Source organism: Actinoplanes sp. NPDC021490, assembly GCF_055562135.1.
This window is the reverse complement of sequence record NZ_JBVHFW010000006.1, coordinates 285,980-309,824: the sequence shown is the minus strand read 5'-3', so window position 1 is coordinate 309,824 and position 23,845 is coordinate 285,980. Positions and strand designations below refer to the sequence as shown.

Below are 23,845 nucleotides of genomic sequence, written 5' to 3'. Positions count from 1 at the left end.
CACCAGCTAAAGCCGCTTGGCGAAGAACACCCGGCTGAACCCCTCCTCGACCTGGCGGTGGGTCTCCCGGTAGCCGCGCCGCGGGTAGAAGGCGATGTTCTCGGTCATCTTCTCGTTGGTGCACAGCCGGACCTCGGGCAGCCCGAGCTCCCGAGCCTGCTGCTCGGCGAAGGCGAGCAGCCGCCCGCCGACTCCCCGGCCCTGCGCGTGCGGAGAGACGGCCACGGTCTCGATCTCCAGGTGGCCGCCCTCTCTCTCGAGCCGCACCATGCCGACGATCTCGCCGTCGTCGACGGCCACCCAGCAGCGGCCGGACGCCACGACCGCGTCGTAGTCGGCATCCATCGGCCGCGGTCTCCGGCCGATCCGCGGGATGTAGTGGGCGAAGGCGTTCTCCACCATCTCCCGTACGAGGGAAGCGTCCGATCCCGAGGCGAGGCGCACATCCATGGCCCGATCATGCCCTCCGCCGGAATCCGCTCGCCAGCAGGACCAGCCCGGCGAGGAGGGCGCCCGAGCCGACAACCGTTCCCGCGTACGGGGACAGGAGCCACCATCCGATGCCGGCGACCGCGAGTCCCGCGCCGGTCGCGATGAGCCCGGCCGAGACCCGCGGGGCGTCGCCCGGGCGCATCCGGACGCCCCCGGGCGCGGCGAACGGCGGAACCTCGCCGGCCGGTTCGGTGAACTCGAGGCGGGTCCGGCCGATCCCGATCACGTCGCCGGCACGCAGCGGCTCGCGCCCGTTGACCCGGCGGCCGTTGAGGGTCGTGCCGTTGGTGCTGCCCAGATCGTCGACCAGGAACCGGGCCCCGGACGGGGTGATCTCGGCGTGGCGGCGGCTCGCGTACGAGTCGGTGAGCCGCAGGTCGGAATTGACCGCGGTGCCGATGACCGTCGCACGCTGCCGGGGCAGGGCGAACAGGGCCGGCTCGCCGTCGGCCGCCGTCACCCGCAGGCAGGCCACCCGGGCGGGCGGGGCCGGCGCCGATGACCGCGGAGCCACCGGGGGAGGCGGGCTCCAGGCCGGAGCGCCCGGGACAGCGGGCGCCGGCTCGGGCAATGTGGACGGGGGTGGCGGCGGGGGAGGATCCGGCGCGGCCACGGCGACGGGCACTCTCGCGAAGTGCAGGCGGCGCAGTTCGGCCGGCGGCAACCCGAGATGGGGCGCCTGCGGAAGCGGGTCCTCCCAGTAGAGCGGCCGGACGAACGACGGCCGTCGCAGGCCCAGCGCGCATTCCCATTCCGCGCGGCAGTACTCCGAGACCATGGAGCTGCTCGACCAGAACAGCTGGAAGACGTCGGCCTCCTCGATCAGTTCGAGCAGGCGGGGACTCCACTCCTCACCGGACCGTAACGTCACGACGTCCTGCAGATATTGATCGCCGAGCGCGCGGGCGGCGACCGCGAACTCCTCGACCATGGCCCGGTCGCGGCTCGAATAGGACGGGAAGATCTTGCGGTAGCGGCGGATCGGCTCGGGGGTGCGCTCGACCGGCACGTCGCCCAGGGCGACCGGGAGGGCGAGCGACACCTCGCCGATGACGATCGGACCGCACCAGACGCGGACGAAGCCGCGGACGACCTCGGGCGCGGTCGGCGAGACCCGCAGCCGGAACGCCATCTCGTGCACGGGTTCCTGCCAGTCCAGGACATGTTCGGGCGGGTTGCATTCCACTCCGGGCAGTTCGGGCACGACCCGGAGGCGGGCGCCGCGGGCCAGCGGCTGGTGGGCGTCGGCCGTACGGGGGGAAGGGTCCTGATCGCCGCCGAAGAAGCGCTGGGCCCGGGCGTGGACCTCGCGAACCGGGTCGATCGGGCCGGCGACCGGATCGACGACCGGGTCCGACTTGTGCGCGAACACGAGCATCGACTCCCACCGGTTGGGCGGCAGGCGCCTCGGTCGGTAGACGGTGAACTGCACGTCGTCGTCGATCAGCGGCGCCTCCCGGCGGGCCAGCAGGGTGCAGCCCTCGGCCACCACGAGGTCGGGATCCTTGACGGTGATCGGCTCGTGGCCGGTGACCTCGGTGAGCAGCCGGCCGATCAGCGGGATCCGGCTCGACCCGCCGACCAGTAAGACCGCGGAGACGCCGGCCGGGCCGAGGACGTCACGGGTCGCGCGCAGGGCCCGATCGAGCACCGGGCGGGCCAGCGTCTCGAACTCCTCGCGCGTGACGGTGAGATCCGTGCCGGCCAGCGGCACGGTCAGCGTCGACTCGGTGTCCTCGGACAGCCGGTGCTTGAGCGCGCGCACCTGCTCCCACAGCAGCAGGCGGGCGGCCCGGTCGACGGGCGTGAGCGGATCCTTGAGGCGCTGCCAGACCGCCCGGTCGGCGGTGGCGATGCGCGCGCCGATGAACTCGACCAGGTCGGTGTCGAAGCGGATGCCGCCGGAGTTCTCGACGGTCTCGAACGCCACCGTCTCGAAGCCGTCCGGCGTGCGGCGCAGCAGGCCGGAGTCGCAGCTGCTGGCGCCGGCGTCGAACACGAGCAGCAAACCGCCGGGCGGCACCGCGTCGTCGTCGGCGCCGGTCAGGCAGGCGGCGGCCGCGAGGGTCTCGCTCACCACCTCGACCCCGCTCAGCCCGGCTCGGGTGACGGCCTCGGCCAGGGCGCCGCGCCGCGTGTCGTCCCACTCGGGCGGGCAGCCGACGGTGGTCTCGACGAACCCGGCGCCCGCGGCCCGCCGGACGTCGTGGGCGATCCGCGCCAGGTGCTGCGGCATCGAGCCCGCCCGCAACGGGTCGCGGGGGCCGGGATAAACCGGGTCGGCCGACGACGGCATGCGCGGGGAACCGCCGGCCAGGATCGGCCGTGGTTGCGCGCCCGGCGCGCGCAGCATCGCCACCGTGGACGCGGATCCGAAGCTGATCCCGACCCGCCAGGCCCGCGCCGACACCGTCATGCCTGGCATAGTGCCACGTGATCACGCCGTTGCGGAGCGCCACAAGACCGGCCGAAGCGGACAGTCCCGCGTCTATCGGTCGGCGGAGACGTGCTTGACGATGGCCTCGGGGATGGCGTCGAGCGGCAGGATCTGCTGAACGCTGCCCGTCGTGACCGCCGCGGACGGCATCGACGGGAAGTCCGAGGAGGCCGCGTCCTGGGCGATGATCGTGCCGCCGCAGTGGGCCACGGCCCGCACGCCGGCCTGACCGTCGTGGCCCATCCCGGTGAGGATGACGGCCAGCGCGCGGGCGCCGCAGGTGACCGCGAGCGTCGAGAGCATCAGGTCGGCCGAGGGCCGGGCGGGCGGGATCGCCCCGGTCGCGATCAGCCCGACCCGCGCCTCCGAGGTGACCAGCAGGTGGTAGGCGGGCGGGATGACGAGCACGAGCCCGGGCCGCATCAACGTGTTGTTGCCGGCCACCTCGATCGGCAGGCGGCTGGTGCGGGCCAGGATCGGCCCGAGCGAGCTGTCCCGCCTCGGATCCTGGTGCAGGGCCACGAGCACGGCGGCCGGCAGATCGGGCGGGAGGGACGTCAGGATGTGGGCCAGGGCCAGCACGCCGCCCGCCGAGGCGACCAGGGCCACCACCGGGAACGGCACCGGAAAGGCGTCGGCCGAGGGCAGCGCGACCGCGATCGGTTCCATCGCGGTGAGCTCGTCGGCGCCGGAACCCGTCACCCCGGCAAGTTTACGCTGTCCAGCCGATGGCGGGCGCGACGTGCTTGGTGATCGTCTCGAGGATGCGGGCGTTGTAGGCGACGCCGAGCTGATTGGGCACGGTGAACAGAACGGTGTCGGCCGAGCGCACCGCCTCGTCGGCCGCCAGCTCCTCGGCGATCCGGTCGGGCTCACCGGTGTAGGTGCGCCCGAAGCGCGACCTCACCCCTTCGAGCAACCCGACCTGGTCGCCCTGGTCCTGGCCTCCGAAGTAGATCCGGTCGATCTCCTCGGTGATCGGAAGCACGCTGCGCGACACCGACACGCGCGGCTCCCGGCTGTGCCCGGCCGCCTTCCACGACTCGCGGAACAGCGCGATCTGCTCGGCCTGCAACTCGTCGAACGGCACGCCGGTGTCCTCGGACAGCAGCGTCGAGCTCTGCAGGTTGACGCCCAGGCCGGCCGCCCACTCGGCCGTCGCCCGGGTGCCCGCGCCCCACCAGATGCGGTCGCGCAGACCGGGCGACTGCGGCTGGATCGCCAGGCCGCCGCTGACACCGGTGCGGGCCGGGTCGGTGCGGGCCACGACGTGCCCCGAGATCGCCTGCAGGAAGACTTCGGTCTTCGAGCGGGCCAGATCGGCCGCGGTCATCCCCTCCGGCGGCGCGTAGCCGAACGTCTCGGCGCCGCGCAGCACCGTCTCGGGGGATCCCCGGCTCACGCCCAGCTGCAGCCGCCCGCCGCTGATCAGGTCGGCCGCCGCGGCCTCCTCGGCCATGTAGAGCGGGTTCTCGTACCGCATGTCGATGACCCCGGTGCCGATCTCGATCTTCCGGGTGCGCGCGCCGATCGCCGCCAGCAGCGGGAACGGGGAGGCCAGCTGGCGCTCGAAGTGGTGCACGCGGACGTACGCGCCGTCGACGCCCAGCTCCTCCGCGGCCTCGGCCAGCTCGATGGTCTGCAGCAGGGAGCCGGCCGCGGTGCGCGTCTGCGACCCGGAGGCGTCTCGCCAGTGCCCGAACGACAAGAACCCGATCTTCTTTTTCACGACCACCCCAACCCCGTCGGTCACACCGCGTATTCCGTACGCATATCGGACCGTGGCCCGGGTAATCGGTATCCGATATGTGAAGGAGGCACCAAATGTTCCGTTCCACCGTAGCCGCCGCCGCGCTCGTGGGCGCACTGCTGCCCGGCCCCGCCGCCCTGGCCGACGTGGCCGGCCGGGACGCCGCGTACCTGCGCGCCGCCCACCAGAGCAACCTCGCCGAGATCGCCGGCGGCCGGATCGCCGAACGCAAGTCGCCCGACGCCGACGTCCGGGCCGTGGCCGCCCGGTTCGTCCGCGAGCACACGGCCATGGACGCCGCCGTGATCCGGGTGGCCGCCCAGCTGCAGGTGCGCCTGCCCGACCAGCCGAACAAGAAGCAACAGGCGATCGCGGCCCGGTACGAGGTCACGCCGCCCAGCCTGTTCGACCCGCTCTACGTCTCGACCCAGATGGCCGGGCACAAGAAGGCTCTCGCGGCCGCCCGCCAGGAAGCCACCTCCGGCGACGACGCCCGGGTCCGCGAGGTCGCCGCGGCCGCCGTCCCGGTCATCGCCTCGCACCACCAGGCCCTCGACGGGGTCGGTTACGGCGGCCACCGGTAAGACAGCGCGGGATCTCCGGGGCGGCGACACGCCACTGTTACTCCTGTGTTAACGCGGAGCGTGTTGATCCTCTCACCGTTCGGCGTCGTTCCTGCAGGTCAACCGTCGGTAGCCTGCTTCAGGTCCGAACGTCGCCACCGCAAGGAGATCGCTTTGCCGTTCAAGGCTGAATACATCTGGGTCGACGGCACGCAGCCGACCGCCAAGCTGCGCTCCAAGACCAAGATCGTCGAGGACGGCGCGGACCTGCCGATCTGGGGCTTCGACGGCTCCAGCACCAACCAGGCGCCCGGCGACAAGTCCGACTGCGTGCTCAAGCCGGTCTTCTCCTGCCCCGACCCGGTTCGTGGTGGCAAGAACATGCTGGTGCTGTGCGAGGTCCTGCTGATCGACGGCACCCCGCACCCGACCAACACGCGCGCGGCGTGCGCCGAGGTCGCGGCCAAGTTCGCCGACCAGGAGCCCATCTTCGGCATCGAGCAGGAATACACGTTCTTCAAGGACGGCCGCCCGCTCGGCTTCCCGATCGGCGGCGGCTACCCGGCCCCGCAGGGCGGTTACTACTGCGGCGTCGGCTCGGACGAGGTCTTCGGCCGCGCGATCGTCGAAGCCCACATGGACCTCTGCCTCGAGGCCGGCCTGCACCTGTCCGGCATCAACGCCGAGGTCATGCCCGGCCAGTGGGAGTTCCAGATCGGACCGGTGGCCGCCCCGCAGGTGGCCGACGAGCTGTGGATCGCCCGGTGGCTGCTCTACCGGATCGCCGAGGACTACAACGTCTCGGCCACCCTCGACCCCAAGCCGGTCAAGGGTGACTGGAACGGCGCGGGCGCGCACACCAACTTCTCCACCAACGCGATGCGCGGCAACTACGAGGCGATCATCACGGCGGCCGAGTCGATGGGCGCCGAGGGCAAGGTCGAGGAGCACGTCGCGGGCTACGGCGCCGACATCGAGCACCGCCTGACCGGCATGCACGAGACCGCGCCGTGGAGCAAGTACAGCTACGGCGTCTCCGACCGGGGCGCCTCGGTGCGGATCCCGTGGCAGGTCGAGAAGGACGGCAAGGGCTACATCGAGGACCGACGGCCCAACGCCAACTGCGACCCGTACGTCGTGACCCGCCTGATCGTCAACACGGTGTGCTCGGCCCTCGCCGAGTAACTGCGATGTTCCATGTTCTGCCCGGCGACCCGGGCTCGCCGGTGATCCTCCACGTGCCGCACGCGTCGCGGGAGCTCACCGAGCGGGCCCGGGCCGGCCTGCTCCTCGACGACGCCGCGCTGAAAGACGAGCTGGACCACCTGACCGACTCGCACACGGACCTCATCGCGCTGCGGGCGGCCGACACGTCCCCCGTACGCCCGTGGATCCTCGCCAACGGGCTGTCGCGCCTGGTCGTGGACCCCGAGCGCTTCCCCGACGAGCGGGAGGAGATGCGCGCGGCCGGCATGGGGGCGGTCTACACGCACGGCTATGCGGGCCGGCGGCTGCGCGACGACGATCCCGTACGCGACGCCGAGCTGATCCGCGAGCACTTCGACCCGTACGCGAAAGGCATGTCGGATCTGGTGACCGAGCGGCTGGCCGCCACGGGCCGCGCCGTCATCGTCGACGTCCACTCGTATCCCACGGTCACCCTCCCGTACGAGCTGCACGGCGACGGCCCCCGCCCGCCGATCTGCCTGGGCGCCGACGAGTTCCACACCCCGTCCTCGCTGCTGACCGCGGCCGGAAGCGCGTTCGCGGGCTTCGAGACGGCGGTCAACACCCCGTTCGCCGGCGCCTACATCCCGCTCACCCACTACGGCCGGAACACCGCGGTGTCGGCCCTGATGGTGGAGATCCGCCGGGACACGTACATGACCGAGCCCGGCGGCGACCCCCACGAGGGCCTGGGCGACGTGGCCGAGGCGCTGGCCGCCCTGACCGCCGCGCTCTGATCAGTCGGTGCAGGCGGCGAGGCCCTTGAGCGTGCCTTCGCGGTAGGCGGCGATGCGGCCGAACGCGGTCGGGCCCTCACCCTCGCCGGCCCGGCCGAACGCGAGCAACGCCTGCACCGCCTCGTCGAGGTCGCCGGGGGAGAGGCTGACGCGGCTGTTCCGGTCGCGGGTCAGCAGGTCGTTGGTCCACGAGCCGGCCAGGCAGTCGACGGTCAGCTGGCCCTGCTCGGTGCGGGTCGGCTGACCCCGGCGGTCCTGCGCGGCCCGGGCGAACAGGTCGCCCATCAGCATGCCGAGCGCGAAGTCGCCGATCCGTTTGTGCAGCGCCGGGCCCAGCTCGGTGCTGTCGAAGGCCACGAAGTCGCCGTCGGGGCAGTAGAACGCGCGGCCCTCGGCCGAGGCGTCCGGCTTCGGGCACTCCGGCGGGCTGCCGGCGCGGAACGGCTGGATGGGCAGATCGGCCCACCGCGCGCCGGCCAGCCGGGGATAGGTGCGCTGCCAGTACGCCTGGGCGTCGTCGGCGAGCAGCGACACCGCCTGGTCGTAGTCGAGGTTGCCGCCGCTCTCGGCGTCTTCGCGGGTGGTGAACGGCACCTCGGTGACCGGCAGGTTCTGCCGGTTGTATCCGGCGCAGGTGGTCACACCCTCCTCGACGCCGTCCTGCAGCGCCCGGATGCGGTCGAACGCGTTGCCGTGGGCGCCCTCGGCCAGCGCCGGTGTGCCCGGCTGGTCCCGCAGGGTCAGCACGCCCGCGACGGCGTCGTCGAGCTGCGCGGGCGTCACGTTCTTGAACGCGGTGGACTTGCCGGCCAGCACGTCGGCCATCCACGCCCCGGCGTAGCAGTCGGCCTGCTGCTCGAGCACGACGGTGGGCTGGTTGCCGGTGCCCAGGCGGGTCTGGATGGCGTGCCCGTACTCGTGGGCGATGACCACCCCGACCAGCAGCGGGCCGTAGTCGTTCTCGAGCTGCGGGATGAGTTCCTGGGCGTCCCAGGCGATGAAGTCGTCGGGCGGGCAGTAAAAGGCGTTCGGCTCGTACGATGCCTGCTGGCCCCCGCACGACGGCGGCGGATCGGCCTGCGAGTACGGGTAGTAGCCGCCCTGCACCGGCGTGAACTTCTCGCCGCCGGACACCTCACCGAACCGGGCCGTCCAGAAACGCTCCACATCGCGCAGGGCCGGGGTGACCGAGTCGCCGGTGCTCCCGCGCCGCTGCTGCCCCTGTTGTTCCTCGAGCGGGACGAGGCCGCACCCACCGAGCAACCCGGCCACGGCGATCACAGCCACCAGGTACAGACGCTTCGACGGCATCGGCTTCTCCTCTTCAAGGTGGCCGGGTTCAGGGTAGGTTCCCCGGTCCACGCGTTCTAAAGCAGATGAATATGGGGCTACCGTGGGCGCATGGGCCCCGAGGAGATCATGGGAGTGCCCGCGCACCGCGGTGGGCTGCTGATTCGTGACCCCTCGCTGAGTGTCGGCGTGGTCCAGATGACGTCACGTCCGTCCGGTCTGGAGGTCGAGCTGATCGCTCGGCGCGGCGTTCCCGGCCCCCGCTCACCGAGAAACCTGCTTCCCCCGTACGACGAAGGGGTGGATCTGCGGGTGGGCTGGCTCGACGCCGCGGGCCGCGCGCACTGGGAGTACGGCGCCGTCGCGTGGGACGACGAGGTGTGGCGCACCCGGACCAGGTTCCCGGCCCACTACGACGAGCTGCGCCTCGTGCTGGCCTGGCCCGAGATCGGCTTCCCCGAGTTCACGGCCGTGCTGCCGGTGCCCGGTCGCGAGGAGGTCGAGCGGGACTGCGCGTCGGTCTGGGAGGCGCCGGTCTACATGGCACCGGTTCCCGCGGGCGTACGCCATCTGCTCGGCGACGCCGTTCTCGACGCCCCGCGCATCGAGACCGGCCGGGTGTGTGCCCGGCCCCGGGTGCTGGCCCGCGACCAGGACGGCGTGGTCGTGCTGTCCCGCCTCACCGACGTCGACGGCACGCTGTCGATGGCCGTGCACAGTCACACCCGCATTGCGTTGCCGATCGACACCTACGGTCCGTGGGGCGCCACGGTCGCCGTGCTGCGCGACCAGCAGGCCGTGCACCTCGACCCGTACGAGGGTGAGGCGAGCGATTCCTACGCGGCCGCCGAGTTCGCCCTGCCCCGCCCGGCCGGCGACATCCTCGACCTGGTGGTGTCGTGGCCCGCGGTCGGCCTGACCGGCGTCCGCGCGACGATCCTGCTCGACGACACGCCCTAACCGGTGACCTTGCCGTCGGCGACTTCCAGATGCCTCGTGGTGGTGACCGCCTCCAGCATCCGCCGATCGTGGGTGACCAGCAGAAGCGTTCCCGCGTACGAGCTCAGGGCCGATTCCAGCTGCTCGATGGCGACCAGGTCGAGGTGGTTGGTGGGCTCGTCGAGCACCAGCAGGTTGACGCCGCGGGCCTGCAGCAGCGCCAGGGCCGCGCGGGTGCGCTCGCCCGGTGACAGGCTCGCCGCCGGCCGGGGCACGTGCGCGGAGCGCAGCCCGAACTTCGCCAGCAGCGTCCGCACGTCGGCGTCGCTGAGCTCGGGAACCGCCTCGCCGAACGCCGCCATCAGGGGCTGGCCGCCGAGGAACAGCCCGCGCGCCTGGTCGATCTCGCCCACCACCACGCCGGAACCGAGATGGGCCGAGCCCTCGTCGAGCGGCAACCGCTGGAGCAGGGCCGCGAGCAGGGTGGACTTGCCGGAGCCGTTGACGCCGGTGATCGCCACCCGATCGGCCCAGTCGATCTGCAGCGTGACCGGTCCGAGCTGGAAGTCCCCGCGCCGCACGACCGCCTCGCGCAGGGTCGCCACGACCGAGCCCGAGCGCGGCGCGGCGGCGATCTCCATCCGCAGCTCCCACTCCTTGCGCGGCTCGTCCACCACCTCCAGGCGCTCGATCATCTTTCGGTCTGACGGGCCTTGGCCGCCTGCTTCTCGCTCGACTCGGCCCGGTACGCCTTGCCGATCTTGTCGTTGTCGGGCGACTTGCGGCGCGCGTTCTTGACGCCCTTCTCCATCCAGGCGCGCTGCGTGCGGGCCCGATCGAGCAGGTCGTCCTTCTTGTCGGCGTACTCCTCGAAGTTCTCCCGGGCCTGCCGGCGAGCCCGGTCGCGCTCCTCCAGATAGGACGCGTAGCCGCCGCCGAACAGGTTGACCTGCTGCTGGGCCAGATCGAGTTCGAGGACCTTGGTGACCGTACGGGTGAGGAACTCGCGGTCGTGGCTGACCAGCAGCGCGCCCGCCCGCAGCCTGCCGACGAACTCCTCGAGGCGGCGCAGCCCGTCCAGGTCGAGGTCGTTGGTCGGCTCGTCCAGCAGGAACACGTCGTACCGGCTCAGCAGCAGCGACGCCATGCCCGCCCGGGCCGCCTGCCCGCCGGAGAGCGCGGTCATCGGGTGGTCGAGCCCGACGGCCAGGCCCAGCTCGGCCGCCACCTGCCCGGCCCGCTCGTCGAGGTCGGCGCCGCCCAGGTCGAGCCAGCGTTCGAGCGCCGTCGCGTACTCGTCGTCGGCGCCCTTCGCCCCCTCGGTCAGCCGCTCGGTCGCGGTGTCGAGGGCGGCCTGCGCCGGACCGACGCCGGTGCGGCGGGCCAGGAAGTCGCGCACGGTCTCGCCCTCGCGGCGCTCGCGTTCCTGCGGCAGATAGCCGACGTTCGCGCTGGGCGGGCTGAGCGAGACGGTTCCGCTGTCGGCCGGCACGAGACCGGCCAGCGTCCGCAGCAGGGTCGTCTTGCCCGCCCCGTTCACACCGACCAGGCCGATGACGTCGCCCGGCGCGACGACCAGGTCGAGGCCGGAGAACAGGACGCGGTCGCCGTGCCCGGCGGCGAGATCACGGGCAATCAGAGTGGCGCTCATCGGGCCCCGAGTCTAGGCGGTCATCGGCACCGCGTTGCCGCTGACCCGCACCCGCGGGTCGCCCGCCCGCAACGCGACGGTGAGCCGGCTGGGCCGGCCCAGGTCGTCACCCTGCCGCAGCTCGACGGTGGCGTCCTCGCCGACGATCCCGAGCGCCCGCAGATAGCCACCCAGCGCGGCCGCCGCGGCCCCGGTCGCCGGGTCCTCGACCACGCCGCCGACCGGAAACGGGTTGCGGACGTCGAACGCCGCCGGACCGGTCCGGAAGATCAGCTGAATGGTCGTCCACTCCTGCGCCAGCATCAGCGCCTGGAGCGCCCCGAAGTCGTAGTCGAGCTCGGCCAGCCGCTGCCGCGTCCGCGCGGCCAGGACCGGGTGGTGCGCCCCCGCGTACGCCACCCGCGGCGCAAAGGCCGGGTCGAGGTCTTCCTCGTCCCAGCGCAGCGCCGTGAGCAGCGCCTTCAGGGCCGGCGCGGGCAGGTCGCCGATCGTCGGCGGCACGCTCGTGAGGGTCGCCCGCCCGTGCTCGTCGACGGTCACGGGCACCTCACCGGCGTTGGTGGTGAACTGGTGATCGCCCGGCCCGAGCGCGACCGCGGTGGCGACCGTGGCGTGCCCGCAGAACGGCACCTCCGCGAGCGGGCTGAAGTAGCGCACCCGGTAGTGGCCGCCGCCCTTGTCCTCGGTGAGGAACGCGGTCTCCGAGTAGCCGAGGCCGGCCGCGATATTCAACATCGCCGCCTCGTCGAGCCCGGCGGCGTCGCGCACCACTCCGGCCGGGTTGCCGCCGAGGGGATCCTCGGTGAAGGCCGCGTATCGCTCAATGGTCGCCATGCCGGCAACATTGCCGCCCCACCTGCACGGACGCCAGTGTGTTTCACACCGCATGTTCCGGCTTGACCAGGACGGCGCGGGCGTAGAGCAGGTCGAAACCCTGCTTCTGCACGTTCTGCTGGGATCGGGAGCCGGGCTGGGTGGTGACGACGGCGAGGTCGCAGCCCTCGTCGGCCGCGTCGGCCAGCCGGGCCGAGAGCAGCGCCGACTGGACGCCGCGGCGGCGGTGCTCGGGCCGGGTCGCCGCGCCGGTCAGCTGGGCCACTCCGTCCACCACGTGCATGCTGGCGCCGCCGGCCGGGACGCCGTCGCGCAGCGCGAGGTAGTGCCGCAGCCCGGCCGCGGCCATGTCGCGCATGGCGTTGACCACCGTCTCGCGGGGGAATTCCTCGTGCGAGGCGACGCCCTGGCTGTCCGCGACGGCGAACGCGTCGGCGACCAGGTCCAGCCACCGGCCGAACTCGTCCGCCGTGGCCCGCCGCACCTCGACTCCGGAAGCCGCCGTGGCCCGCCGCACCTCGACTCCGGAAGCCGCTGTGGCCAGCCGGACCTCGACTCCGGCCGCCCCGGCTACGGCCACGGGGCCCGGCCGGCAACCGAGGACGTTCTCGAACGACACGAGCCGATAGCCCCGCCCGGTCAGCACCTCACCGATCGCCGGGTCGGCGAGCGTGGCCACCTCGGCCTGGACCGGGCTGCCGCAGGTCGCGAAGTCTCGCTCGATCGTGTCGAGGTCGGCGGCCGCCGGGACGCCGGCGAAGCCGAGACCGGCCACCTTGTTCAGCGGCGAGCCGGCCTCGGCGAAGCTCGCCACCCCGCCGGCCAGGGGCCGGGCGAACCCGCGCGGATCGGCGCCGCGGCGGCGGGCGGCGTCGCTGCCGCGGGCGATGAGGCCGGCCTCGAGGCGCTCGATACGCGCGGCCAGATCGATGTCGCAGAACAGACCCGTGTGCACGCCGTGACACTGGCACCGCTCCGGCTGGCCGACAACCGATATTGCCGCCCCGAACTGCTTTCCCGGAGCCGCTCCGGGCGCGAGGGGCGGTCGCTTGTCACAACGGCGGAGTAGCGTTCTTTCGGTGACAGACGCACCAACCGCGATCACACCCCCATCCGACCTTCCGCGCACCCTCGGCGAGCTCCGGTCCGCGGGCCACGAGTTCAAGACCGTCAAGCAGGAACTGCGCGACAATCTGCTCGCCCGCCTCCGCGACGGCGGCCCGCGCTTCCCGGGCATCGTGGGCTACGACGACACCGTCCTGCCCGAGGTCGAGCGGGCGCTGCTGGCGGGCCACGACATGGTCCTGCTCGGTGAGCGCGGCCAGGGCAAGACCCGGCTCATCCGCGGGCTGATCGGCCTGCTCGACGAGTGGACGCCGGTCATCACCGGCTCCGAGCTGCACGAACACCCCTATCAGCCGCTGACCCCGGCCAGCCGCAGGCTGGTCGCCGAGACCGGTGACCTGCTGCCGATCTCGTGGCTCCACCGTTCCGAGCGCTACGGCGAGAAACTCGCCACCCCGGACACCAGCGTCGGCGACCTCATCGGCGACGTCGACCCGATCAAGGTGGCCGAGGGGCGCGCGCTGGGCGACCCCGACACGATTCACTTCGGCCTGGTTCCCCGGACCAACCGGGGCATCTTCGCCGTCAACGAGCTGCCCGACCTGGCCGAGCGCATCCAGGTGTCGCTGCTCAACGTGCTCGAGGAACGCGACATCCAGGTCCGCGGCTACCAGCTGCGGCTGCCGCTCGACCTGCTGCTGGTGGCCTCGGCCAACCCGGAGGACTACACCAACCGCGGCCGCATCATCACGCCGCTCAAGGACCGGTTCGGCGCCGAGATCCGCACGCACTACCCGGTCGACCTGGCGCTCGAGACCGAGCTGATCCGCCAGGAGGCCGACCTGGTCGCGGCCGTGCCCGAGCACCTGCTCGACGTGCTGGCCCGATACACCCGGGCGGTCCGCGAGTCGCCGTCGGTCGACGCCCGTTCGGGCATCTCGGCCCGGTTCGCGATCGCCGCCGCCGAGACGGTGGCCGCGTCCGCGCTGCGCCGCAGTGGTCTGCGGCAGGAACGCGAGGCCGTGGCCCGCATCTGCGACACCGTGTCGGTGACCTCGACCTTGCGAGGGAAGGTCGAGTTCGAGAGCGGCGAGGAGGGCCGCGAGACCGAGGTGCTGAGCCACCTGCTGCGGGTCGCCACCGCCGAGACGTTCCGCGACCGGCTGGGCGGGCTCGACCTGTCCGGCTTCACCGACCTGGTCTCCGAGGGCGCCATCATCGAGACCGGCGACCTGGTCAGCGCGGACGAGCTGCTGGGTCAGATCGGCACCGTGCCGGGCCTGGCCAAGGTGCTCGACCGGCTCGGTCTCGGTGACGCGCCGAGCCCGGGGCAGGCCGCGTCCGGCATCGAGTTCGTGCTCGAGGGGCTGCACCTGACCAGACGGCTGGCCAAGGAGCTGACCGACGACGGCCGCACCCTGTACGGGAGCTGACATGGCCGGCAACCGGTTTCGGTACGGCGTGTGGCGGGACGGGCCCGACCCGCTCGCCCCGCCGTACGACGTGCGCGCCGCCGTCGACGAGGTCGGCGAGCGTGTCCTCGAGGGCGACAACCTGCGCGACGTGCTGCGTGACCTGATCCGGCGCGGCCCCCGGGCCGGTCGCGGGCTCGACGAGCTGCGCGACCGGGCCCGCCGCATGCGGCGGGAGGCGCTGCGCCGGGGCAACCTCGACGGCGCGGTCACCCGGGCCCAGCAGCTGCTCGACCAGGCCGTGGCGACCGAACGCGACGAGTTGCACCGCCGCGACGACGACGATTCCCGCTTCGCCGAGGCGGTGCTCGACAACCTGCCGCGTTCCACGTCGCGGGCGGTCGAGGAGTTGTCCGACTACAACTGGGCGTCCGCCGAGGCCCGGCAGCTCTACGAGCAGATCCTCGACGGGCTGCGGCGCGAGGTGGTCGAGCAGCGGTTCGCGGGCATGAAGCAGGCCCTCGAACAGGGCGACTTCGACGGCGTCAACGAGATGGTGTCCGACCTCAACGACCTGCTCACCAAGCACGCCCGGGGCGAGGACACCGACGACGCGTTCCAGCAGTTCATGGACAAGCACGGCCAGTTCTTCCCGGAGAACCCCAAGGACGTCGAGGAGCTGATCGACTCCCTGGCCCGGCGGGCCGCGGCGGCCGAGCGGCTCATGCGCTCGCTCAGCCCGCAGCAGCAGGAGGAGCTGTCCCGGCTCATGGACCAGGCCCTGGGCGACGGCCCGCTGCGGGGTCAGCTCGGGCAGCTCACCGACAATCTGCGCGCGTTGCGGCCCCAGCTCAACTGGGGACGCGGCGAACGGATGAAGGGCCCGAACGACCTCGGCTACGGCGACGCGGCCTCGGCCCTGGGCGAGATCGGCGACCTGGACGAGCTGCTCGACCAGCTCGGGCAGGAACATCCGGGGGCCACGCTCGACGACGTGGACGTCGAGATGGTCGAGCGTCAGCTGGGCCGGGGCGCGGCCGACGACGTACGGCGGCTGCGGGAACTGGAACGAGAGCTGACCCGGCAGGGCTGGGTGACGCGTGACACCGAGGGTCTGACCCTCTCGCCGAAGGCGCTGCGCCGGCTCGGGCGTACGGCTCTGGCCCAGGTCTTCGACGATCTTTCCGGGCGCAAGCAGGGGCAGCACGACCTGCGTGACGCCGGGGCCGCGGGGGACCTGATCGGGTCGTCGCGGCGCTGGGAGTTCGGCGACGAGCAGCCGCTCGACGTGGTCCGCACGATCGGCAACGCGGTCCGGCGCCGGGCCGGGGGTAACGGGGTGGGTGTCCTTCCCGTACGCCTGGAGCCCGACGACTTCGAGGTGGCCGAGACCGAGAGGCGGGCGTCGGCGGCGGTCGCGCTGCTGGTCGACCTGTCGTATTCGATGTTCGCCGACGGCCGCTGGGGCCCGATGAAGCAGACCGCGCTCGCGCTGTCGCATCTGGTCGAGACCCAGTTCCCGCAAGACTCGCTGCAGATCATCGGCTTCGGCCCGTACGCGTCGACGTTGTCGCAGGGTCAGCTGGCCGCGATCGAGCCGTCCATGGAAAAGGGCACGAACCTGCAGCACGCCCTCAACCTGGCTGGCCGGCACCTGCGGCGGCATCCGGGGGCCGAGCCGGTGGTGCTGGTCGTGACCGACGGCGAGCCCACGGCGCATCTGGAGGACGGCGAGGCGATGTTCTGGTGGCCACCGCTGCCGGAAACCATCCGCGCCACCGTCCACGAGGTCGATCACCTGACCCGGTTCGGGGCCACGCTCAACTTCTTCATGCTGGGCGAGGACCCCGGTCTGCAGCGGTTCGTGGCCAAGGTGGCCGAGCGCAACGGCGGCCGGGTCTTCAGTCCCGACGCCGACGAGCTCGGACGCTATGTGGTCGACGACTACGTGCGGGCCCGGCGCGGGCGCTGATCAGTCATCCGTGCCGCGCGGCTCATCAACCTGGTTCTGCTGCTGCAGTCGCGCGGCACGATGACGGCGTCCGAGCTGGCGGGCGAGCTCGAGGTGTCCGAACGCACGGTCTATCGCGACGTGGTCGCCCTGTCCGCGGCCGGTGTCCCGGTCTACGCCGAGCAGGGCCGGGTCGGCGGCTATCGCCTGGTCGACGGGTATCGCACCCGGCTGACCGGGCTGTCCCGGGCCGAGGCCGAGGCCCTGTTCCTGGCCGGGCTGCCCGGCCCGGCCCGCGAGATGGGCATGACCGAGGCGGCGCGCACGGCCCGCCTCAAGATTCTGGCCGCGCTGCCGCCCGGCCTGCAGCAGGCGTCCGAACGTGCCGGGCAGCGGTTCCACCTCGACGCGCCCGGCTGGTTCCAGGATCCGCAGACCCCGGCCGTGCTGGCCGACCTGGCCCAGGCCGTGTGGCACGACCAGGAACTGACGATGACCTACCGGCAGGGTGAGGTGACCCGCACGGTGGCGCCGTACGGGCTCGTCCTCAAGAACGGTGTCTGGTATCTGGTCGGCAAGGTGGGGGAGGACCTGCGCACCTACCGGGTCGACCGGATCACCGGAGTCACCCCGACCGGGCGGTTCTTCGACCGTGACGAGCCCTTCGACCTGGCGGAGTTCTGGGCCGGCCGGGCCGTCGAGTTCGTACGGCAGATGCTGCGCGAGGTCATCACGATCCGGCTGAGCCCCGACGGCGTACGGGCGCTGCGGTTCGTCGCCGAGACGGTCGCCCTGGACGAGGCCCTGACCGGGGCCGGAGAGCCGGATCCGGACGGGTGGGTCCGGACCCGGCTGCGGGTCGAATCGCTCGACGTCGCCTACTCGTACATGCTGCGGCTCGGCCCGCACGTCGAGGTGCTCGAACCGGAGTCGCTGCGGTCGCGCCTGCGGGAGGCGGCCGAGCGCACCGCCGCCCTTTACCGGTAGCCGGTCACGTCGGCCGGCCGGCCCGGGTCCTGCACCTCGACCAGGTAGCGCCACGCGTCGGGCCGGCTGCCGTCGAGGTCGGTGAACCCGTAGACCTGGGCCAGTTCGCCGCTGGAGACCGACTTGCCGTTCCAGCGGGCCTTGTCCGGGTCGGCGGCCAGGGCGGCGATGGCCCGGCCCACGTACGCCGGGGACTCCGAGATCGCGAAGTGGGGCTCCTTCTCGCAGGCGTCGCGCCACGTGTCCTCGGTCACGCCGAAGTTTTCCAGCATCATCTCCGAGCGCAGCCAGCCCGGGGTCACCGCCACCGCCGTCCCGCCATGCTCCGGCAACTCCCGGGACCAGGCGTACGCGAGCCGGTTGACGCTCGTCTTGGCCAGGTCGTAGAAGACCGACAGCCGGTAGTTGCTCTCGTTGTAGGCCGTCGTGCCGTCGCCGACCTCGATCACGAGCCCGCCCTGGTTCCGGATGAGCAGCGGCATCGCGTAGTGCGCGGTCGTGATGTGCGTGTCGATGGCCAGCCGTAGCAGCCGGAACCCGGCGTCGAGCGGCTGCTCCCAGACCGGCTTGTGCCAGGTGGCCAGCGGATCGCCACCCCACACGTCGTTGACCAGCACGTCGAGCCGCCCCTGCTCGCCGTCGATCCGCTGGACGAGCCGCTCGACCTCGCCGGGCACGAGGTGGTCGACGGCGACCGCGATCCCCGTGCCGCCGGCCGCGGTGACCAGTTCCGCGGTCTCCTCGATCGTTTCCGGCCGGTTCATCTCCGACCGTTTGCCCCGGGTGCTGCGCCCGGTCGCATAGACCGTCGCCCCGGCCGCGCCGAGCTGCACAGCGATCTGCCGCCCGGCGCCGCGGGTCGCCCCGGCCACGAGAGCGATCTTGCCTGCCAATGGTTGTTCTGACATGCCGACGACTCTCCCGCCAAAACCTGACAGCCCGTGTCCGGGTTTCTGCGCCTCCTGATCCCACGGTTGGGGTTGCTCGCGGTCTCCTCGTGGGCGGGTGACCACATGCCCGTGCCGAAGATCTCGGCCCGGGCGGCGAGCAATCAACGGCGTCCATGCCCCCTCTCTGCCCGGCCATCGAAAGGACCGAGCCGCGGACCGCGCAATCCATCGAGTCTCTGTTAAGCGGGGGCGGCAGCCGATTCGGACCGTGAGAACAAGAGATTGTTCGACACCGGCAGGCGGCCCGGAAACCGATTGAAGTCAGGACGCGAACTTTCGACGAGGAACGTCGCTGGGCTTGATGGCAAAGACGATAATGATGCGGTGCCTGACACCTCTCCGCCGTCGCATCGAGCCTCGCAAAGACTGGCGCAAGTTCTGGGCGGAAGCCTGGCGGTGGTTCTTCTCGGCCTGGTGGCGAATGTTCTTCAGATCGTCGATTTCGGCCGGGGCCTGAATCTTCCCACGTTGCTGCCCGGAGCCGGCCGCAGCGCATCGCCCGCCTCCCCGGCCAAGCCGACCGCGACCAGCACCTCCGCCGACCCGGCCCACGAGACCTGCGGCGACGCGGACCTGAAGGTATCGACCTTTCCGGAGCCGCCAATTGTCTTCCGGGAATCCGCGTTCCAGATCCACGTCACCATCGAGAACGTCGGTAAGCAAATCTGTACGCGTGACGTCGGCACAGGCTCGATCGAACTGACGGTCGACTTCCAGAACATGCAGTTCTGGTCGTCGCACCAATGCAGTGCTGGGCGGGGCAGCAGCCGGCAGGTTTTCGCACCAGGGGAGCGGCGGACCTATTCGATGATGTGGAACGGGCGTGAGTCCTCGGTGTGCGATGCCGGGGCGCCCGCCGGACCATACGCGGAAGCAGGCATGCATCAACTTCGCGCACGGCTGGGAAGCATCGTCAGCCGCCCCGACGAATTCAACATGTTCGACGCGCCCTGAGACGCGGGCTACCGGCGCGGAGCGGGCAGCGTGACAGTCATCTGGTCGGTGCCGGGTGTGGTTGACGCGCGGTGAGGGCTAAGAGTGCGGCCGTCACCGCCAGGAGCAAACCACCGGACAGGAGACCCGGGCGCGCTCCCCACGACTCCGCGATGATCCCGGCGAGTGCGGCGCCGGCCGCGCCTCCCGCGGTGGTGGCTACGTTCACCCAGGTGCCGGCTTCGGTGGCGGCGCCCTCACCGGCCAGGTCGTCGGCGGCCAGGTAGGCAACGACGAAAATCGGGGCCAGCGCCGTCCCGGTCAGACACAGCACAAGACCGAGCGCGACCAGCCCGGGCGCTGCCGAGGCGGTCGTGAGGCCGGCCGCGAGTACGCCGGCCAGCATCGCAAGCTGCCGGAAATGGTGCCGGCCGTGTTCGCGGCGGGCCCAGAGCAGGCCACCGGCCACGCTGCCCACTGCGATTGACGCTTCCAGCGGGCCGGCGGCTCCGGGCTTGCCGTGGTCCTGAGCGATGACAGCCAGACAGGTATAAGCCACATTGGTTCCGGCTCCGACTACGAGGATCGTCGCGAGCAGCCGGCGCAGGGCGGATGAGCGCAGCGGTCCGGGGTTGAACCACTTTTGCGGGGCCGTCGATTCACCTCGGGTCGTCGGTTCGCGGTGACGAGCCGGTGGGGCGGCAGCCAGGCCGAGCGTGCCCGACAGCAGCAAGGCCGCGGTGAGAACCAGCGCCCACCGTGCCGGCCCCACCGCTACCAGCAGCCCGGCGATGAGCGGACCGATCAGATACAGCGTCTCCTCGACAACCGAGTCCAAGCCGTACGCCCGGGGTTTGAGCGAGGTGCCGGCCGTGAGCCGGCGCCAGTTCGCTCGCATCGCCGGGCCCAGGGGTGGGGCCGTCAGGCCGGCCAGCGTCATGAGGATGACCAGCACGACCGGATTGCCGGCCACCGTGGCGCCGATCAGGGCCGCGGCGCACGCCACGGCAAGCGGGGGAAGGATGACGCGCTGGCTGTACCGCTCGGCCAGACGTGCCTTGGCGGGCAAGGCGATGGCGGTAAGGCCGAAGCCGGCCCCCGCGAGACCGGCCGTGGTGAACGAACCGGTGGACTGCTGGATCGTGAACAAGGTGGCAAGCGGGAAGAGACCGTAGGCCAGGCGGCCGCCGATCGCGGGCACAAAGGTGCGCAGCGCGAACGGCAACGTGAGCACGGCACGGTAACTTCCCCCGCCGAGGGCGCGGGACATGAAAGAGACTCCTCGAACGAAGCGACAGGGAACCGGGAGACGACGGGTTCCCTACGGCGGCGTCGAGGACATGCTCCGGATCTTAGCCCTATCGATCCCCAAAGCGCCCGGTCAGATGATCCATCAGGCCGCGATCTGGGCGCTCTGGCTCAACAGAACTAGGTTCCTAGGATGCCGGACGCGATGTGCGACACGTGACTGGTTGGCGACGAAGATTCTGAAGCTCGTTATAGTTGCTCGGCGAGTGACCGGTGGGGGGCCCGGGCGTCGGGGGACGCGTCTATCCGGGCCGGCGTGTGCGCCGGGGTCATGCTGGGCGGCGAGCCCGGCACCGGAGGGGGAGAGGAATCGCGATGTCGCAGCAGCCTGCGCCGTCCGTTGCTGCCCCGTCCAACCGGATCTGGACCATCCCGAACGTCATCAGCTTCATTCGCCTGCTCGGCGTGCCGCTTTTTCTCTACTTGCTGCTGGGCCCGGAGAACGACGTGGCCGCGGTGATCGTGCTGGCCATCGGCGGCACCACCGACTGGGTCGACGGCTTCGTGGCCCGGCGGATGAACTCGGTGAGCCGCCTGGGCGAGCTGCTCGACCCGTTCGCCGACCGGCTCTACATCCTGGCCACTCTGATCGGTTTCACCGTACGTGGCGTGGTGCCGTACTGGCTGACCGGCGCTCTCTTGCTGCGCGAGTTCGTGCTGGCCATCGCGCTGCTGGTGCTGCGGCGCCACGGGTACGGCCCGCCGCCGGTGCACTATGTGGGCAAGACCGGCACGTTCGTGCTGCTGGCCGCGTTCCCGGTGATCCTGCTGGCCAACGCCGTTCCGTCGATCGACTCGTGGGCCGGCCCGATCGGGTGGGGCCTGGCGTGGTGGGCGCTCGGTCTCTACTGGGCCGCCGGCGTCCTCTATCTGGCCCAGGCCACGCAGCTGCTGCGCGCGCCCCGGACGGCCCAGTGATGCCCGGGACGGCCGAGCAGCCTCCGAAGCGCACCCAGCAGCCCGAGGCCGCCGAGCAGCCTCCGAAGCGCACCTATCAGCCCGACTTCCTCACCGAGCTGTTCCGCAATCCCCTCGATCCCGGGTACGCCGACGCCGCCGCCCGCAAGCTGCGTGAGGGCGAGCCGACCGGCCTGCGTAAACGGCTGTCCGGCAGTGCCCTGGTGGTCACGCTGGTCGCGCTCGGGTTCCTGCTCGTGGTCGCGTACAAGCAGACGGTCGCCGACGAGCCGGCCCGCACGACCGCCCGCGCCGAGCTGATCCAGCAGGTGCAGAACCGGCGGGAGGTCACGTCGGCGCTGCAGGACCGGGCCGACAAGCTGGCCGAAGAGGTGTCGGGGCTGCGCGAGGCCGAGCTCAGTGACGACGAGGTGCAGCGGCTGCGCGACACCGAGGCGGCGACGGGTCTGGCCGCCGTACGCGGGTCGGGGGCGAAGGTCACGGTGGGTGACGGCCCGACGCCGATCGACCCGGTCACCGGCGACCGCAACACGGTGGCCCGGGTCAAGGACTCGGATCTGCAGCTGGCCACGAACGCGCTGTGGTCGCTGGGCGCCGAGGCGATCGCGATCAACGGGCAGCGGCTGACCGCGACGTCGACGATCCGGCAGGCGGGCGAGGCGATTCTCGTCGATCTGCGTCCGGTCACGACCCCGTACGAGGTGGTGGCGATCGGCCCCGACGACCTCGCGAAGGACTTCCGGGACGGGTACGCGGGCCGCTTCTTCGACCAGCTGTCCGGCAAGTACGGCATGTCGTTCGACGCCCGCAAGGCCGAGGACCTGCAGCTTGTCGCGGCGACCGAGCTGAAGTTGCGGGTCGCCCAGCCGTCCACGCCGCCGCCGACCCCCTCGACCCTGACGTCCTCCGGTCCGGCCACCTCCCCGGCCGAGCCGTCCAGCTCCACCTCGGAAGGCGGCCGATGATCGCCGTACTCGCCCTGATCGCCGGTGTCGCCCTGGGCATCCTGTTCGATCCCACCGTGCCGCTGGCCCTGCAGCCCTATCTGCCGATCGCGGTGGTGGCGGCGCTGGACGCGGTGTTCGGCGGGGTGCGCTCCCGGCTCGACGGCATCTTCGACGACAAGCAGTTCGTCGTCTCGTTCATCTCGAACGTGCTGGTCGCCGCGCTGATCGTCTATCTCGGCGATCAGCTGGGCGTGGGCACGCAGCTCTCCACGGGCGTGGTGGTGGTGCTCGGGGTGCGCATCTTCGGCAATGTGGCGGCCATTCGCCGGCACCTGTTCCGGGCCTGACCGGGGCAGGGACACGATGACCGAGGAGAACGAGCCCGCGCAGGGCATGCCCACGGCCGGCCGCAAGCCGCCGCCCGATTCCGGCGAGGGTCCGACGCTCGAGCAGCCGAAGCGGCCCGCGATGGATTCGTCGACGGTCGAGCTGGACGGCCCGACACAGCGTCTGTCGGTGCCTTCCCCGCCGTCACCTGATCCGGTGACGGCGCCGGAAGCGGGGGAGTCGACGCGGGTGCTGACGCAGCACTTGAAGGCGCCCGCATCCGAGCCGCCCCCGGCCGAGACGCTCCAGCCGGACACCTCGGAGACAACAGAGCCACCTGAGCCCGTACGGGAAAAGGAAGCGCAAGCGGACCCGCCCGCCCCGACCACCCCGGCCGCCGGAGGCGGGCCGCGCGGCAAACGCCCGAGCTCGGCCGGCGTGCTGATCCTGGTGCTGGTCGCGTTGTTCGGGTTCACGCTGGTGGTGCAGCTGCGCAGCAACGGCAGCGACGAGGGCCTGGCCAGCGCCCGGCAGGAGGATCTGGTGCGGATCCTGAGCGATCTGGAGGCGCGCGACAGCCGTCTGCAGAGCGAGATCAGCGCGCTGGAGACCAGTCAGCGGCAGCTCACGTCGGGCGTGGCCGGTCGGCAGGCGGCGCTGGCCGAGGCGCAGAAGCGGTCCGACGAGCTGGGGCTGCTGGCCGGGACTCTGCCGGGGCGCGGTCCGGGGCTGCGGATCGTGATCGACGGGGTCAAGGCGAACGCGGTCCTCAACACCGTGCAGGAATTGCGCGGCGCCGGCGGTGAGGTCATGCAGATCGGCGGTGCGGGCGGTCAGCCCGTACGTATCGTGGCGTCGAGCTATTTCGTGGACGCCGAGGGCGGCGGCATTCTCGCCGACGGTCAACGGCTCACCGGGCCGTTCGTGCTGACCGTGATCGGGCAGCCTTCGGTCATGCAGACGGCGCTGCAGATCCCGGGCGGGGTGGTGGCGTCGGTGAACAGCGGCGGCGGTAGCGTGACGTTGGAACAACGGACCTTGGTCGAAGTGACCGCCGTCCGGGACGCCAAGCCAATGCAATACGCACGTCCGGCCTCCTGAAAGGGCGCCGGGAATCGTGAAAACGG

Annotated in this window: 21 protein-coding genes and 1 pseudogene; 12 read left to right on the top strand and 10 right to left on the bottom strand. The window is 71.8% G+C overall.

Features of this window, described 5'->3' with window-relative positions:
* Nucleotides 1–6: 6 nt before the first annotated feature.
* The 4 genes from ACZ3I4_RS19445 to ACZ3I4_RS19430 form a co-directional block, all read right to left on the bottom strand.
* Nucleotides 7–450: a GNAT family N-acetyltransferase gene (locus ACZ3I4_RS19445; protein WP_465383335.1), complete on the bottom strand. Its 444-nt coding sequence runs from the start codon at nt 448–450 to the stop codon at nt 7–9.
* A gap of 7 nt (nt 451–457) precedes the next feature.
* Complete coding sequence (locus ACZ3I4_RS19440) at nt 458–2,908, bottom strand: Hsp70 family protein (RefSeq protein WP_465383334.1); 2,451 nt, start codon at nt 2,906–2,908, stop codon at nt 458–460.
* Nucleotides 2,909–2,980: 72 nt separating this feature from the next.
* Nucleotides 2,981–3,631, bottom strand: coding sequence for a chemotaxis protein CheB (locus ACZ3I4_RS19435; RefSeq protein WP_465383333.1), 651 nt, complete (start codon nt 3,629–3,631; stop codon nt 2,981–2,983).
* 10 nt (nt 3,632–3,641) lie between these two features.
* Nucleotides 3,642–4,682, bottom strand: coding sequence for an LLM class flavin-dependent oxidoreductase (locus tag ACZ3I4_RS19430; RefSeq protein ID WP_465383332.1), 1,041 nt, complete (start codon nt 4,680–4,682; stop codon nt 3,642–3,644).
* Between the two features lie 71 nt (nt 4,683–4,753).
* On the opposite strand from ACZ3I4_RS19430, the gene ACZ3I4_RS19425 reads away from it, so the two are divergent.
* From ACZ3I4_RS19425 to ACZ3I4_RS19415, 3 genes are all read left to right on the top strand, one after another.
* Nucleotides 4,754–5,263, top strand: a complete 510-nt coding sequence (locus ACZ3I4_RS19425) for a DUF4142 domain-containing protein (RefSeq protein ID WP_465383331.1) — start codon at nt 4,754–4,756, stop codon at nt 5,261–5,263.
* 153 nt (nt 5,264–5,416) lie between these two features.
* Entirely contained in the window at nt 5,417–6,427 is a 1,011-nt protein-coding gene (gene glnII, locus ACZ3I4_RS19420) for a glutamine synthetase (protein WP_465383330.1), read from the top strand.
* A 5-nt stretch (nt 6,428–6,432) separates the two neighbouring features.
* Nucleotides 6,433–7,206 carry an N-formylglutamate amidohydrolase gene (locus ACZ3I4_RS19415; protein WP_465383329.1) on the top strand — a complete coding sequence of 258 codons (774 nt, stop codon included), beginning with the start codon at nt 6,433–6,435 and terminating at the stop codon, nt 7,204–7,206.
* Here the strand turns inward: ACZ3I4_RS19415 and ACZ3I4_RS19410 are convergent, their stop codons facing one another.
* Nucleotides 7,207–8,517, bottom strand: coding sequence for a neutral zinc metallopeptidase (locus ACZ3I4_RS19410; protein WP_465383328.1), 1,311 nt, complete (start codon nt 8,515–8,517; stop codon nt 7,207–7,209). It lies immediately after the preceding gene.
* A 90-nt stretch (nt 8,518–8,607) separates the two neighbouring features.
* Here ACZ3I4_RS19410 and ACZ3I4_RS19405 point away from each other — a divergent pair, with 90 nt between their 5' ends.
* Nucleotides 8,608–9,456, top strand: coding sequence for a hypothetical protein (locus ACZ3I4_RS19405; protein ID WP_465383327.1), 849 nt, complete (start codon nt 8,608–8,610; stop codon nt 9,454–9,456).
* Here the strand turns inward: ACZ3I4_RS19405 and ACZ3I4_RS19400 are convergent.
* The 3 genes and pseudogenes from ACZ3I4_RS19400 to ACZ3I4_RS19390 all read right to left on the bottom strand — a co-directional run bounded on the left by ACZ3I4_RS19400 (nt 9,453) and on the right by ACZ3I4_RS19390 (nt 12,875).
* A pseudogene (locus ACZ3I4_RS19400) lies at nt 9,453–11,086 on the bottom strand (ABC-F family ATP-binding cassette domain-containing protein). The gene ACZ3I4_RS19405 and the pseudogene ACZ3I4_RS19400 sit on opposite strands and share 4 nt — an antisense overlap.
* 12 nt (nt 11,087–11,098) lie before the next feature.
* Nucleotides 11,099–11,920: a PhzF family phenazine biosynthesis protein gene (locus ACZ3I4_RS19395; protein WP_465383326.1), complete on the bottom strand. Its 822-nt coding sequence runs from the start codon at nt 11,918–11,920 to the stop codon at nt 11,099–11,101.
* A 43-nt stretch (nt 11,921–11,963) separates the two neighbouring features.
* The gene (locus ACZ3I4_RS19390; RefSeq protein WP_465383325.1) at nt 11,964–12,875 is read right to left on the bottom strand and encodes a GNAT family N-acetyltransferase; all 912 of its coding nucleotides are present in this window, start codon (nt 12,873–12,875) and stop codon (nt 11,964–11,966) included.
* Between the two features lie 124 nt (nt 12,876–12,999).
* Here ACZ3I4_RS19390 and ACZ3I4_RS19385 point away from each other — a divergent pair, with 124 nt between their 5' ends.
* Genes ACZ3I4_RS19385 through ACZ3I4_RS19375 form a run of 3 tightly spaced genes read left to right on the top strand, consistent with a single transcriptional unit; the run spans nt 13,000 to nt 17,335 of the window.
* The gene (locus tag ACZ3I4_RS19385; protein ID WP_465383324.1) at nt 13,000–14,418 is read left to right on the top strand and encodes a sigma 54-interacting transcriptional regulator; all 1,419 of its coding nucleotides are present in this window, start codon (nt 13,000–13,002) and stop codon (nt 14,416–14,418) included.
* A 1-nt stretch (nt 14,419) separates the two neighbouring features.
* Nucleotides 14,420–16,369, top strand: coding sequence for a vWA domain-containing protein (locus ACZ3I4_RS19380; protein WP_465383323.1), 1,950 nt, complete (start codon nt 14,420–14,422; stop codon nt 16,367–16,369).
* A 6-nt stretch (nt 16,370–16,375) separates the two neighbouring features.
* Nucleotides 16,376–17,335, top strand: a complete 960-nt coding sequence (locus ACZ3I4_RS19375) for a helix-turn-helix transcriptional regulator (RefSeq protein WP_465383462.1) — start codon at nt 16,376–16,378, stop codon at nt 17,333–17,335.
* Here ACZ3I4_RS19375 and ACZ3I4_RS19370 read toward each other — a convergent pair.
* Complete coding sequence (locus ACZ3I4_RS19370) at nt 17,326–18,243, bottom strand: SDR family oxidoreductase (RefSeq protein WP_465383322.1); 918 nt, start codon at nt 18,241–18,243, stop codon at nt 17,326–17,328. The genes ACZ3I4_RS19375 and ACZ3I4_RS19370 overlap by 10 nt on opposite strands.
* 366 nt (nt 18,244–18,609) lie before the next feature.
* Between ACZ3I4_RS19370 and ACZ3I4_RS19365 the strand changes: the two genes are divergently transcribed.
* Complete coding sequence (locus ACZ3I4_RS19365; RefSeq protein ID WP_465383321.1) at nt 18,610–19,239, top strand: hypothetical protein; 630 nt, start codon at nt 18,610–18,612, stop codon at nt 19,237–19,239.
* Nucleotides 19,240–19,276: 37 nt separating this feature from the next.
* Here the strand turns inward: ACZ3I4_RS19365 and ACZ3I4_RS19360 are convergent, their stop codons facing one another.
* Entirely contained in the window at nt 19,277–20,488 is a 1,212-nt protein-coding gene (locus tag ACZ3I4_RS19360; RefSeq protein ID WP_465383320.1) for an MFS transporter, read from the bottom strand.
* 353 nt (nt 20,489–20,841) lie between these two features.
* Here ACZ3I4_RS19360 and ACZ3I4_RS19355 point away from each other — a divergent pair, with 353 nt between their 5' ends.
* Genes ACZ3I4_RS19355 through ACZ3I4_RS19340 form a run of 4 tightly spaced genes read left to right on the top strand, consistent with a single transcriptional unit; the run spans nt 20,842 to nt 23,819 of the window.
* Nucleotides 20,842–21,444, top strand: coding sequence for a CDP-alcohol phosphatidyltransferase family protein (locus tag ACZ3I4_RS19355; protein ID WP_465383319.1), 603 nt, complete (start codon nt 20,842–20,844; stop codon nt 21,442–21,444).
* Nucleotides 21,444–22,409 carry a DUF881 domain-containing protein gene (locus tag ACZ3I4_RS19350; RefSeq protein ID WP_465383318.1) on the top strand — a complete coding sequence of 322 codons (966 nt, stop codon included), beginning with the start codon at nt 21,444–21,446 and terminating at the stop codon, nt 22,407–22,409. The genes ACZ3I4_RS19355 and ACZ3I4_RS19350 overlap by 1 nt, the downstream gene beginning before the upstream one ends.
* Nucleotides 22,406–22,738 (top strand): small basic family protein, encoded by a 333-nt coding sequence (locus ACZ3I4_RS19345; protein WP_465383317.1) that lies wholly within the window; start codon nt 22,406–22,408, stop codon nt 22,736–22,738. The genes ACZ3I4_RS19350 and ACZ3I4_RS19345 overlap by 4 nt, the downstream gene beginning before the upstream one ends.
* 16 nt (nt 22,739–22,754) lie before the next feature.
* Nucleotides 22,755–23,819, top strand: coding sequence for a DUF881 domain-containing protein (locus ACZ3I4_RS19340; RefSeq protein ID WP_465383316.1), 1,065 nt, complete (start codon nt 22,755–22,757; stop codon nt 23,817–23,819).
* The last annotated feature ends 26 nt before the right edge of the window (nt 23,820–23,845 follow it).